Annotated in this window: 9 protein-coding genes; 8 read left to right on the top strand and 1 reads right to left on the bottom strand. The window is 64.9% G+C overall.

Features of this window, described 5'->3' with window-relative positions:
* Window positions 1-13: 13 nt before the first annotated feature.
* The gene (maiA, locus tag RQH62_RS06740) at window positions 14-667 is read left to right on the top strand and encodes a maleylacetoacetate isomerase (RefSeq protein ID WP_311267979.1); all 654 of its coding nucleotides are present in this window, start codon (window positions 14-16) and stop codon (window positions 665-667) included.
* Here the strand turns inward: maiA and RQH62_RS06745 are convergent.
* The gene (locus tag RQH62_RS06745) at window positions 664-2,784 is read right to left on the bottom strand and encodes an ATP-binding protein (protein ID WP_311267980.1); all 2,121 of its coding nucleotides are present in this window, start codon (window positions 2,782-2,784) and stop codon (window positions 664-666) included. The genes maiA and RQH62_RS06745 overlap by 4 nt on opposite strands.
* Before the next feature lie 218 nt (window positions 2,785-3,002).
* Here RQH62_RS06745 and RQH62_RS06750 point away from each other — a divergent pair, with 218 nt between their 5' ends.
* From RQH62_RS06750 to RQH62_RS06780, 7 genes are all read left to right on the top strand, one after another.
* Entirely contained in the window at window positions 3,003-6,443 is a 3,441-nt protein-coding gene (locus tag RQH62_RS06750; protein WP_311267981.1) for a response regulator, read from the top strand.
* A complete protein-coding gene (locus RQH62_RS06755) occupies window positions 6,428-7,267 on the top strand; it encodes a CheR family methyltransferase (protein ID WP_311267982.1) in 840 nt (279 codons plus the stop codon). The genes RQH62_RS06750 and RQH62_RS06755 overlap by 16 nt, the downstream gene beginning before the upstream one ends.
* Window positions 7,264-7,851 carry a chemotaxis protein CheB gene (locus RQH62_RS06760; protein ID WP_311267983.1) on the top strand — a complete coding sequence of 196 codons (588 nt, stop codon included), beginning with the start codon at window positions 7,264-7,266 and terminating at the stop codon, window positions 7,849-7,851. The genes RQH62_RS06755 and RQH62_RS06760 overlap by 4 nt, the downstream gene beginning before the upstream one ends.
* Window positions 7,848-8,999 (top strand): hybrid sensor histidine kinase/response regulator, encoded by a 1,152-nt coding sequence (locus RQH62_RS06765; protein ID WP_311267984.1) that lies wholly within the window; start codon window positions 7,848-7,850, stop codon window positions 8,997-8,999. The genes RQH62_RS06760 and RQH62_RS06765 overlap by 4 nt, the downstream gene beginning before the upstream one ends.
* A 109-nt stretch (window positions 9,000-9,108) precedes the next feature.
* A complete protein-coding gene (locus tag RQH62_RS06770) occupies window positions 9,109-11,253 on the top strand; it encodes a TonB-dependent receptor (RefSeq protein WP_405053516.1) in 2,145 nt (714 codons plus the stop codon).
* A gap of 74 nt (window positions 11,254-11,327) precedes the next feature.
* Complete coding sequence (locus RQH62_RS06775; RefSeq protein ID WP_311267985.1) at window positions 11,328-12,251, top strand: LysR family transcriptional regulator; 924 nt, start codon at window positions 11,328-11,330, stop codon at window positions 12,249-12,251.
* Window positions 12,252-12,399: 148 nt separating this feature from the next.
* A complete protein-coding gene (locus RQH62_RS06780) occupies window positions 12,400-13,752 on the top strand; it encodes an MFS transporter (protein WP_311267986.1) in 1,353 nt (450 codons plus the stop codon).
* Window positions 13,753-13,755 lie beyond the last annotated feature (3 nt).

Consider the following 13,755-nt stretch of genomic DNA (forward strand, 5'->3'; position numbering starts at 1 on the left):
TTATCCTGCATCCATGGACACGCATGACCCCGCCCTGATCCTGCACGGCTACTGGCGTTCGGGCACCAGCTATCGCACCCGGATCGCGCTCAACATAAAGGGGCTGCGCTACGATCAGGTCAGCCATGACCTGCGCACCGGGGAACAGCGCGCGCCGGATTATCTGGCGCTCAACCCGCAGGGGCTGGTCCCCGCGCTGGAGGTGGAGGGCCATGTCCTCACCCAGTCCGGCGCGATCATCGAATGGCTGGACGAACGCTATCCCGATCCGCCTTTGCTGCCGGTCAGCGCGATCGACCGGGCGGCGGTGCGCGCCATGGCGCTGCTGGTCGCCTGCGACATCCATCCCCTCAACAATGTCCGCGTCCTCAACCGCCTGCGCGACGATCTCGGTGCATCGCCGGATGCGGTGAAGGACTGGATCGCCCATTGGATCAGCCAGGGCTTTGGCGCGCTCGAAACGCTGGTGACGCGCCATGGCGGCCGCTTCTGCTTTGGTGACCGGCTGACGCTGGCCGACTGTCATATCGTGCCACAGCTTTATTCGGCCGACCGGTTCGGCGTGGACCTGAGTGCTTTTCCCCGGCTGGTCGAAACGGTCGGGCGCGTCCATGCGGAACCAGCCGTAGCCGCCGCCCACCCGGACCGGCAGGCCGACGCGGGTTAGTCTTCGCGCGGCTCCGCTGCGATGCTGATCGGCGCGAACAGCGGATTAGTGCGCAGACTTGCCAGTGCAGCCGCCAGATCGGCTTGGCGGAAGGGCTTGCCAAGACGCGGCAGACCCGCCGCCAGCCCGACCGCGTCGGAATAGCCCGACACGATCAACACCGGCAGCGTCGGGTTGATCAGCGCCACTTCCTGCGCCAGTTCCACGCCGGTCATGTTGGGCATGATATGGTCGGTGACGATGATGTCGACATGGCCCGCCAGCCGCAACTGGTCGATCGCTTCCGTGCCCGATCGCGCCTCCAGTACCTTGAAGCCCAGATCCGCCAGCATGTCCGCCGTGCTGGCGCGCACGATATCTTCGTCATCCACCAGCAGGGCAACACCGCTGAAATCTCCCGCAGCGGGCGCGGTGCCCGATGAGACGACCGCGCTCTGCTCGCTGACCGGCAACCATAGCGCCACGGATGTGCCATGCCCCGGCTCGCTTTCGATCTTCAGCGCGCCGCCCAGTTGCAGCGCCAGCCCATGCGCCATCGACAGGCCAAGGCCGGTGCCACGGCCCACGCCCTTGGTGGAAAAGAAAGGCTCGATCGCGCGCCGCCGCGTTTCGGCATCCATGCCGGTTCCGGTGTCGGCTACCTTCACCACGACATAGCGGCCGGGCTTTACGCCATCGGCCTGCTTCTTCTTCTGTTCGGTCAGATGCGCCGACATCAGGAATTCGCCGCCGACCGGCATGGCGTCGCGCGCGTTCACCGCCAGGTTGAGCAACGCCATTTCCACCTGATGCGCGTCGGCCAGTGCCGATGGCAGGTCGGCCGCCAGATCGAGCCGCACCTGTACCTGCGGCCCCAATGTTGTGCCGATCAGTTCCGCCATGCCCAGCACCAGCGCGGCCAGATCGACCGGTTCGGGCTTCAGCGGTTGCCGCCGGGCGAAGGCCAACAGGCGCTGCACCAAAGTCCGCGCCCGGTCGGCCGAATCCAGCGCGCCGCTGATCAGCCGCTGTTCCCGCTCGCCGCCCACCTGTCGGCGGTGCAGCAGGTCCAGGCTGCCGATGATCGGCGTCAGCAGATTGTTGAAATCATGCGCGACGCCGCCGGTCAGCTGGCCCATCGCCTCCAGTTTCTGCGACTGGCGCAGGGCATCTTGCGTCTGCACCAGTTCGCGCGTTCGCTCCTCGACGAGATGCTCCAGCGTCGCGGCCGATGTGCGCAAGGCGTCTTCCATCCGCTTGCGCTCGGTCACGTCGATCGAAATGCCCGCCAGCCCCGTCGTTGCGCCGTCCGCCAGTCGCGCCGGCTGCGCCTGTACCGCGATCCAGCGTATCTCTCCGTCGGGCGTCAGCACCCGATATTCGATGTCGTAATTGCCGCCATTGTTCAGGCTCTCGCGGATCGCCACATTGACGCGGTCGCGATCGTCGGGATGGATCGCCGCCTGCAAATCGGCATAGCTGAAGGGCTGGTCGGGATCGCGGCCGAAATTGCGGCGGCACAGTGCTGAAGCATCCAGTTCGCCGGTCGCCATGTCATAGGTCCAGGCGCCCATGCGCCCGGCCGTCAGGATCAGCGACCGCTGCCGCCCGCTTTCCTCCATCTCGTGGATCAGCCGTGCGTTTTCGACCGCGATGGCGGACAGGCGCGCCAGCCCTTCCAGCCGGTCGACCGTCGCCTGATCATGGCCACCAGTGTGCGACCAATAGGCGCCCAGGGCGGCGACCGGGGCCGGTCGGCCGATCGGCGCCATCATCAGGCTGCGCACGAAGGTCGGGCGATAGGCGTCCTGCGGCACGCGATCGTCCAGTGCGATGTCGGGAATGACCACCGTCTGGCTATGGTGCATCGCCCATCCCGAAACGCATGTGTCCGCGGGGAAACGCGATCCGGCCCAGAGCGGTCCGATCGCATCCTCGGCGACATAGTGGCACAGTTCGCCATCCTTGAGGACGACCGCGATCCCTTCCGCTCCGATGGCTGACCGGGCGGTCTGGCGCAGCACTTCCACCACCTCCGCCATGGACCGGGCAGCGGCCAGCCGCTCGCTCGCCTCGATCAGGAAGGATTGCGCGCTGGGTATATCCCGATCCGACGACGATGACGGTCCATCAACCATGTTCGCTCCCGTTCATCCCCGTCCGTCGGCAAAGTCGATCATCCGAACCGTTATAACGCCTTAGCCTTGATGGAATTTAAACGCGCGCTCCTTTTCGCAGGCAAGCGATAAAACGCATTGATACAGATCAGGATCATGGCGATCGGCTCGGACAAGGCTTGCGCTGACGGCGAAACAATCGCTAGTCGAGGCCCCGACACCTGTATAGGCGAGGGGCCATGGCAACGATAAAAACCGCTTTCGGCTCGCTCTCGCTGACGCGCGCATCCATCTGGTCCGCGCTGGGGCTGCTGATCGGCCTCTGCTTTTTCGCGGTGAGCGGTACGATTGCTTATCGCAATATCCAGACGCTGCGCGAAAGCGACATGGCGGTCCGCCATACCCACAGCGTCCTGATCGCGCTCGACGAGCTGCTCTCGACGGCGCAGGATGCGGAGACGGGACAGCGCGGCTATCTGTTGACCGGTACCCAGGCCTATCTGGAACCTTATAATAGTGCGGTCGCGGCACTGGCCGCGCGGATGGACAATGTCACCACGCTGACGCGGGACAATGCGGCGCAGCAGGCCAATGTCACGGTGCTCAAACGCCATGTCGATGCGAAGCTCGCCGAACTGCGCGAAACCGTCGACCTGCGCCGCACCAGAGGCATTGCCGCTGCGCTGGAGGTCGTGACCACCGATCGCGGCAAGATCGAGATGGATGCCATCCGGGCACAGCTCAACAATATGGCGCAGGAAGAATTGCGCCTGCGCGCCATCCGGCTGGAGGATATGGCGGTCGCGTCGCAGACCGCGATCACCAGTGGCATCGTCACCAGCCTGATCGGCATGGGTCTGACCATCGCCATCTTCTTCCTGATGCGCATCGCCAGCCGTGCCCGCATCCGCCAGCAATGGTTACAGGCCGGGCAACTGGGGCTGGCCACGGCCATGCGCGGTGAAAAGTCGATCGAGGAGCTGGGGGAGGCGATCCTGCTGTTCCTGGCGCGGTACCTGGGATTCCAGGGCGGCGCCTTGTTCAAGGGAGAAGGGGGGCGCTTCCAGCGTGCCGCCACGCTCGGCATCCCGTCCGATGCCGTTCTGCCAGAAGGCTTCCTGGTCAAAGAAGGCTTACTGGGGCAGGTTGCGGCTGAGGGGCAGCCTCTTGTCCTTCAGGATATTCCCGACGGCTATCTGACCATAGGCTCCGCGCTGGGCCGCGACCGGCCGCGCCATCTGGTGATCGTACCCGCAAAGGCGGACGAAGTGGTCAACGCCGTCATAGAACTGGGATTCTTCCAGCCAGTCGATGCGACCACGCTGCAATTGCTGGAACAGGCCGCACCGGCGATCGGCATTGCGCTGCGCTCCGCCCGCTTCCGCGCACGCTTGCAGGACGCGCTGGAGGAAACGCAGCGCCAGTCGGGCGAATTGCAGGCGCAGAGCGAGGAACTTCGCGTCTCCAACGAGGAACTGGAGGAGCAGGGCCGCGCGCTCAAGGAATCGCAGGTCCGCCTGGAACAGCAGCAGGTCGAACTGGAACAGACCAACAGCCAGTTGGAGGAACAGGCCCAGACACTGGAAAATCAGCGCGACGAACTGGAACGCGGCGCCGCCAACCTCACGGTCAAGGCGCGCGAACTGGAACAGGCCAGCCAGTATAAGTCCGACTTCCTCGCCAACATGTCGCACGAATTGCGCACGCCGCTCAATTCGCTGCTGATCCTGTCGAAGCTGCTGGGCGACAATCCGGACGGCAACATGTCCGCCGATCAGGTCAAATTCGCGCGCACGATCGAATCCTCCGGCAACGATCTGCTCACCCTGATCAACGACATTCTCGACCTGTCGAAGATCGAGGCCGGCCATATTCAGGTCCAGCCCGAAACTGTCCCGCTGCAACGGCTGGCCGGGGATATCCGCCAGATGTTCCAACCGATCGCCGAAAGCCGCGAACTTGCGTTCGAGATCGAGATGGCGTCCGATTGCCCGCGCGCGATCGAGACGGACCGGATGCGGATCGAGCAGATCCTCAAAAATCTCCTGTCGAACGCCTTCAAATTCACCGAGCAGGGCAAGGTCAGCCTGACTCTGTCCCCGGCACAGGGCGGCGGGCTGGCGCTCGCCGTGCGTGACACCGGCATCGGCATGTCGGCCGAACAGCAGGGCCATATTTTCGAGGCTTTCCATCAGGCCGACGGCACGATCAGCCGGCGCTATGGCGGCACGGGCCTGGGCCTGTCGATCTCGCGCCAGCTGGCCCGCTTGCTGGGTGGCGCCATCACGCTGGAAAGCGAGCCGGGCAAGGGCAGCCTCTTCACCCTCACCGTGCCGCTGGCGCTCGATCCCGCCACCACCGCGCCGCGCGACGCCGCACCCGCGCGCGTCGAAGCCGCCCCGGTCGCTCCCGTCGCCAGCCAGCCGCCCGTCCGCAGCACGCCAGCCTCCGACTGGACGCTGGAGGATGACCGCGCCTCCATCGCCGAAGGCCGCCGCCTGCTGCTGGTGATTGAGGATGACGATGTGTTCGCCTCCATCGTGCGCGACCTGTCGCGCGACATGGGGTTCCAGTGCATCATCGCCGGCACGGCGGAGGAAGCGGTGCGCCTCGCCCGCGACTATATGCCCAGCGCCGTCGTGCTCGACCTCGGCCTGCCCGACCAGTCGGGCCTTACCGTGCTGGATCGGTTGAAACATGACGATGCGACCCGCCATATCCCGATCCATGTCGTGTCCGCCTCCGACCATAGCCAGGCAGCGCTGTCGCTGGGCGCGGTCGGTTATCTGGTGAAGCCGGTCAAGCGCGAGCAACTGGCCGAAGTGCTGGAAGGGTTGCAGGCGAAGCTGGCGACCCGCGTGCGCCGCGTCCTCATCGTGGAGGATGACCCGGTCCAGCGCGATGCCGTGGGCAAGCTGCTGCTGACCGACGACGTCGAGACAGTCGGCGTCGGCAGCGCGGCGGAATGTCTGGCGCAGTTGCGTCAGCAGACTTTCGACTGCATGGTGCTGGACCTGACGCTGCCCGACACCTCCGGCTTCAAGTTGCTGGAGACGTTGAGCGAGGAAGGCGATCATGGTTTCCCGCCGGTGATCGTCTATACCGGCCACGACCTGTCGCCGGACGACGAGCAGCGCCTGCGCCGCTATTCCAGCTCGATCATCATCAAGGGCGCCAAGTCGCCCGAGCGGCTGCTGGATGAAGTGTCCCTCTTCCTGCATCAGGTCGTGTCGGAACTGCCACCCGAACAGCGCAAGATGATCCAGAAGGCGCGCAATCGCGACGCCGCATTGGAGGGCCGCCGCATCCTCATCGTGGAGGATGATGTGCGCAACGTCTATTCGCTGACCAGCGTGCTGGAACCGCGCGGCGCGGCGGTGCAGATCGCCCGCAACGGGCAGGAGGCGCTGGATGCGCTGGCCGCCGCATCGGACGATCCGGCCAAGACGATCGACCTTGTGCTGATGGACGTGATGATGCCGGTAATGGACGGCCTCACCGCCACGCGCACGATCCGGAACGACACGCGCTGGTCTGCGTTACCGATCCTCATGCTGACGGCCAAGGCTATGCCCGACGACCAGCAACGCTGTCTGGAGGCGGGGGCGAACGACTATATGGCAAAGCCGATCGACGTCGATAAATTGCTGTCGCTGGTCCGGGTATGGATGCCGCGCTAGTGTCGGAGCATGTCGAGGATATCGAGATCCAGCTGCTGCTGGAGGCGCTGTATCAGCGCTATCATTATGATTTTCGTCACTATGCCCGCGCGTCCATCAAGCGCCGCCTGCTTCAGGCGCGCAGCCAGCTGGGCTTTACCAGCTTCTCGGCAATGCAGGACCATCTGCTGCACGATCCCGCCACGCTGCCGCGCCTGCTCAACTATCTGACCGTGCAGGTCAGCGAGATGTTTCGCGATCCGTCCTATTTCCGGGCGCTGCGGGAAAAGGTGATCCCGCATCTGCGCACCTACCCCTCGCTCAAGGTCTGGGTCGCGGGATGCAGCCATGGCGAAGAGCTTTATTCGCTCTCCATCCTGTTCCGGGAGGAGGGCCTGGATCAGCGCACGCTTTTCTATGCGACGGATATCAACCCCGACGCGCTGCGGGCGGCGGAGGCTGGCGTCTATCCGCTCGACCAGATCCGCAAATTCACCGAAAACCATCAGAAGTCGGGCGCGCGATCGTCGCTGTCCGATTATTATACCGCGGATTATGGCCGTGCCGTCTTCGACAAGAGCCTGCGTTCGCAAGTGGTGTTTTCCGACCATAGCCTGGTAACGGACGCGGTCTTCGCCGAAATGCATCTGATTTCCTGCCGCAACGTGCTGATCTATTTCGATCGGGCGTTGCAGGACAGGGCGCTCGGCCTGTTCCGTGACTCCCTCGCGCGCAAGGGATTCCTTGGCTTGGGCTCGAAGGAAAGCCTGCGCTTTTCAGCCCACGCCTCCGCCTTCGCCGATTTCGTGCGCGAAGAGAAAATCTATCAGAGGCAGGACGCATGAGCGCGGTGGCCATAGAGGCGCCGATCGAAGCCATCGCGATCGGCGCGTCGGCGGGCGCGGTACAGGCGTTGCTGCGCATCCTGCCCGCGCTGCCGGCCGACTTTCCGATCCCGGTGCTGATCGTCGTCCATGTCCCGCCCGATCGCGGCAATGCGCTGGTGGCGCTGTTCGCCGCGAAATGCCGGGTCGCGGTGCGGGAAGCGGAGGACAAGGAGCCGATCCTGCCCGGCACCGTCTATTTCGCGCCATCCGATTATCATCTGCTGGTGGAGGCCGACCGCACACTGTCGCTGTCGATGGATGAGCCGGTCAACCACAGCCGCCCGGCGATCGACGTGCTGCTGGAAAGCGCGGCCGATGCCTATGGCCCGGCACTGGCCGGCGTCATCCTGACCGGTGCCAATCATGACGGTGCGGCGGGGCTGAAGGCCATATGCGCTGCTGGCGGCACCGCCATCGTGCAGGATTTCGCCGATGCGCAGGTGGCCACCATGCCCGAAGCGGCGCTCGCGGCCTGTCCGTCCGCGCGCATGATGACTCTGGACGATCTTATCCCCTATCTTCTGACACTGGCGGCGACATGACGAGCGAGACGCACCCCATTTACTGCCTGCTGGTCGATGATCTGGCGGAAAATCTGCTGGCGCTGGAGGCGCTGCTCCAGCGCGATGGCCTCGTCTGCCTCAAGGCGCGCTCGGGCGAGGAGGCGCTGGAACTGTTGCTGGTCCATGACGTCGCGCTGGCCCTGCTGGACGTCCAGATGCCGGGCATGGATGGCTTTGAACTGGCCGAATATATGCGCGGCAACGAACGCGCCCGCCACGTTCCGATCATCTTCGTGACCGCCGGAACCACCGACCTGCAACGCCGCTTTCGCGGCTATGAGGCTGGCGCCGTCGACTTCATCCAGAAGCCGATCGAGGCCGACATATTGCGGTCGAAGGCCGCCGTCTTCTTCGACCTGCACGATCAGCGGCGCCAGATCGTGGCGCAGCGCGACGAAATGGCGAAGCTCGCCGCCGCGCTCCAGTCGGCCGACCGGCGCAAGAATGAATTTCTCGCCATCCTCGGCCATGAATTGCGTAACCCCATCGCCGCGCTCGCCGCCGGCCTGCATCTTCTGGAACGGCGCGAAGGCACCGATGCCGCACGCGAGATACGCGGGCGCATGGATCGCCATGTCCAGCATCTGTCCCGCCTGATCGAGGATATTCTGGACATTGCCCGTATCGACCAGGGCAAGATTTCGCTGAAGACGCAACGCATTTCGCTTCAGGACGCGCTCGGCTTCGCGGTCGAAGCCTGCCAGCCGGCGATCGAGGCCGCGCAGCACCGGCTCGTGCTCGACATTACCGACAAACCGGTCTGGCTCGATGCCGACTATGCCCGCATCGTCCAGATCGCTGCCAATCTGCTCAATAACGCGGCCAAATATACGCCGGCGGGCGGCGAAGTCCGCCTGACCGCGCGGGTGGTCGATGGCTGGGCGGAGATAGAGGTGGCGGACACTGGCATCGGTATCCCCACCGACATGCAGGCCCGCATCTTCGACCTGTTCGCGCAGGTCAAGAAGCCCAATGGCGACCCGCAGGAAGGGCTGGGCATTGGTCTGGCGCTGGTGCGGCAACTGGTCGCGCTGCACGGCGGCGGCCTGTCGCTCAAGCAGAGCGTGCCCGGAGAGGGCAGCGTCTTTCAGGTCCGCCTGCCCACGGTGGAGGCGCTGGTCGCCTGATCCTTTTTGGCAACAGTCTGCCGCGCACGTCCTTTAAGGCGGTGCTAATGACTTGCAACAGCCCTCTTGCTGGTCTAGCGGACCGGCGCATCCGCAAGGGGGGAAAATAATGAAGAGTCGCGCCGCTATCCTGTTCAACACGACGATGCTGTCTATCGCTGCCGTCGCGCCATCGGTGCATGCCGCCGAAGCGGACGATATCGTCGTCACCGCCGCTCGTTCGGTGTTGCCGGCCAATGCGCTGCCGCTGACCATCGACGTCATCGATCAGGAAACGCTGAACCAACAGGTGGCGATCGGCGGATCGATCGTCGATGCCGTCTCCACGCTCACCCCGTCCTTCTCGCCCACGCGCCAGAAGCTGTCGGGCGCTGGCGAAACGCTGCGCGGGCGCTCGCCGCTCTACGCCATCAACGGCATCCCGCAGACCGCGCCGCTGCGCGACGGCGCGCGCGACGGCTTCACCATCGACCCCTTCTTCGTGGACCGGGTAGAACTGATCTACGGTTCCAACGCCTTGCAGGGGATCGGTGGCACCGGCGGCATCGTCAATCAGGTGACGGCCGCGCCTGCGAAGAGCGATGGCCTGTCCGGCCGCATGCTGGTGCAGGGCAATGCCGATACGGGTTTCCATGGCGATGGCATCGGCGGCAAGGTCGCGGGCCTGCTCGCCTGGCGCGGCGGGCGCTGGGATGCGATGGTCGGGGCGGCCTATGAAAAGCGCGGCACCTTCTATGATGGCCATGGCGACCGGGTCGGCACCGATCTGACGCAGGGCGAAACGCAGGACAGCCGTAGCTGGTCGCTGTTCGGCCGTTTCGGCTATGCGCTCAGCGACACGGCGCGTCTCGACCTCACCATGAGCCGCTTCCAGTTGAAGGGGGAGGGCGACTATATCGCGTCCAACGGCAGTTATCTGATCGACCGGCCGACCACGTCGGTGCGCGGCACGCCGCCCGGCGTACCCGCCACCAGCCGCACCGAAAGCGCGGCGCTGACCTTGACCGATACCGATCTGGCCGGCGGCAACCTGATCGCGCAAATCTTCTTCAACCGCTCGCGCGACACTTATGGTGGCGAAATCGCGCCGATCGCGACCTTCCAGGATGTCGCGCTCGCGCCGATCGGCACGCTGTTCGACCAGTCGCAGAACCGCAGCCGCAAATATGGCGGCAAGCTCAGCTATGAACGCACCATCCCCGGTTTCGAGGCGCTGACCGCCATCGTCGGCGTCGATGCACTTTACGACCTCACCGAACAGCGGCTGATCGCCACCGGCCGCAGCTGGGTGCCGCCAACCGACTATCGCAGCATCGCGCCCTTCGCGCAGGCGAACCTGGCCCTGTTCGACAAGAAGCTGCGCATCGCGGCCGGCGTCCGTCATGAAGATGTGAAGATCGGCATCGACGATTATACCACGCTCGCCAGCTATGGCGGCTTTGCTGTCTCCGGCGGCACCCCGCGATTCAGCGACACGCTGATCAATGGCGGCGTGATCCTGGAGCCTTGGGCCGGCATCCGCGCTTATGCCAGCTATGCCGAAGGCTATACCGTGCCGGATGTCGGGCGCATCGCCCGCGCGGTCGGCACGGCGGGTGTGGATATCGACGATTATGTGAACATCGAACCGATCGTGTCCAACAATCGCGAAATCGGCGTGGAAGTGAAGCGCGGCCCGCTCGACGCCAGCGCCGCCTATTTCTGGTCGACCAGCAAGAATGGATCGCTTTTGGTCCAGACCGCGATCGGATCGCCGTTCGAAATCCAGCGCCAGCGCGTGGAGATCCAGGGCCTCGAACTCAATCTGAGCGTCAAGACGCCGCTCCCCGGCTTGACCTTGTCGACCGGCTATGCCCATCTGATCGGCCGCACCGACGGCAATGCGACGGACGGCGTGGGCAAGGTGGATCGCGACCTCGACGGCGCCAACATCTCGCCCGATCGCCTGAACGTGGCCGCCAGCTATGTGAACGGCCCACTGTCGGCGCGCATCCAGACCCAATTCTTCCTCGCCCGCCAGTTCGAACGCGCGCCGGGCAATTACAACCCGCTATACCGGTTCGACGGTTATGACGTGACCGACCTGTCGCTGCGCTACCAGACCGGCTTCGGCGCGCTCACGCTGGCGGCGCAGAACATCTTCGACACCTTCTATATCGACTATTACAGCCAGACGGTCCGCCCCAACGACAATGCCCATTATTTCGCCGGGCGCGGGCGTAACTTCACCCTGTCTTGGGACTATCGGTTCTGAACCGATATGGGATCGGGGGCAGGGGCCTCTCGATCCCATATCAACAGGCGCGTAAATAATGCTACAGGGGCGCCATGCTCACCCTGCGCCAGATCGAGATTTTCCGCGCCATCATGATCGCCAAGACGGTCAGCGCCGCCGCGCAGATGCTCGGCACGTCGCAGCCCGGCCTCAGCCGCATGCTCGGCCATATGGAGGACAAGTTGCGCTTTCGCCTGTTCGACCGCACCCGCGGCCGGCTGGTCCCCACCCATGAGGCGCGCGTCCTGTTCGACGAGATCGAGCATGTCTATAAGGGGTTCGAAGACCTCAACCATGTCATCAAGCGGCTGGCCAAGGGGGAGGACCGGACCTTCCGCGTCGGCGCCTCGCCCTCGCTCGGCCATTCGGTCGTGCCGCAGATGCTGGCCCGCCTCACCGCCAACTATCCCGGCCTCACCATCCAGTTCGACATTCTCTCGGTCGAGCAGGCGGCCGATTATCTGGCGCTCCAGCGCGGCGACTATGCCCTGACCGCTTTTCCGCTCGACCACCCCAACATCCTGTCCAGCCGCATCGGCGCCGGGCGCATGGTCTGCGCCGTGCCCTCCAGCCACCCGCTCGCCGATCGGGAGCGGATCAGCGTGGCGGATATAGCCGGCGAGCAACTGCAATCCTTCCGCCCGGACACGCCTCATGGCCGCATCATCGCCGACATGTTCGCGGGGGCGGGGCAGGAACTGGAGGTCGCCACCTATATCCGCTTCGCCGAAACCGCCGTCGCCTTCGTCGCCAACGGCATGGGCGTGGCGCTGGTGGACAGCTTCACCGCGATGCAGGCCCATGCCGAAACCGTGCGCTTCCTGGAGTTCGAGGAACCCGGCGTGCTGCCCGTCTATATGAACCGCAATCTGGAATCGCCCCGCGCCATCATCGGCGAGACATTCGAGGAAATAGCGCGCTCCGTCTTGCTCGCACTACCAAGACCCCAAATCATCACGACCAAAGCCATAACATAAAGGCATGGCAAAGCGCGTTTGATATGATGGAAAGCAAGGATCATTCGCAACATAGCGGTCCGACCCGCAGAATAGAACCAGATACGGCACCGGGTTGGTTGATGTGACGGAACCGGTGGTTCCCGAGAGGATGAAAGGCGTTTCCCAGATGGCCAGTTATTCCGCCAGCGGCACCGTGTCCGTCCGGCCCTATGTAACCGTGGACAACGCCCCGGCACGCGCGTCCGACAGCAACTGGACCGCGCGTCAGATCCTCGTCGTGGCAACCTGCTTCATCCTCAACATGCTCGACGGCATGGATGTGCTGATCCTCTCCTATATCGCACCCGCGCTGTCGTCCGACTGGCAGGTCAGCCCCGAAAGCCTGGGCGTCGTATTCAGCGCCGGGCTCGCCGGCATGGCGGCGGGCGGCCTGCTCATCGCGCCGCTGGCCGACCGCTTTGGCCGGCGCAAGCTGATCCTCGCCTCGCTCATCATGATGGCCGCCGCCATGTTCGCATCGGGCATCGCCACCTCCATCCCCGAACTGATCGCCAGCCGCTTCGTCGTGGGCATCGGCATCGGCACGGTGCTCGCCAGCATGGCCGCGCTGACCGCCGAATATGCCCCTGAAAAGCATCGCACCTTCGCGGTCGGCTTCCTCCAGGCCGGCTATCCTGTCGGCGCCACCATTACCGGCTTCGTCGTCGCCAGCCATGTGACCACCCATGGCTGGCAGGCGATGCTGCTGGGCGCCGCTGCCCTCTGCGCTGCCGCCATCCCGCTGGTCTGGCTGCTGCTGCCTGAATCCATCGCCTTCCTCCTCAGCCGCCAGCCCAAGGGCGCCCTGGAAAGGGCGAACAAGCTGCTCGCCTCGATCGGCCAGCCGCAACTGGACGCGCTGCCGCAGCAGCAGACCAGCGAAACCCGCCATGCCGGCGTGCGCGGCCTGCTCAGCGAAGGGCGCGCACCCAGCACCATCCTGCTCTGGCTGGCCATTACCTTCAGCTTCATGACCCTCTATTTCGTCATCAGCTGGATTCCCAAGCTGGCGGTCGAGGCCGGCCTGCCTGCGAAGGACGCCATCTATGCCGGCGCCATATACAATATCGGTGCCTTCATCGGCACCTCCTCGATCGGCCTCGTCGCCATGCGCTTCGACCTGCGCCGCCTGATCCTGGTCTATATGGCGCTGGCCGCCGCCGCACTCATCATCTTCGGGTCGGTCGCCATGCCGCTCGTTGCGACACTGGGCACGGCCTTCCTGATCGGCGTCTTCGTGCAGGGCGGCTTCAACGGCTGCTACCCGCTCGCCGCCAGCCTCTATCCGCCCGAAGCGCGCGGCACCGGCATTGGCTGGGCGATGGGCGTTGGCCGGATCGGCGCGGTGATCGGCCCGATGCTCGGTGGCTTCCTGCTCGCGGCCAAGGTGTCGCTGCCGGTGATCTTCGGCATCTTCGCGGTGCCGGTGGTGCTGGCGGGCCTCTGCGCCTCGCTCATCCGCCTGCCCAAGGCCGCCTGACCC

The organism is Sphingobium sp. WCS2017Hpa-17, from assembly GCF_031843765.1.
Lineage (GTDB): Bacteria > Pseudomonadota > Alphaproteobacteria > Sphingomonadales > Sphingomonadaceae > Sphingobium.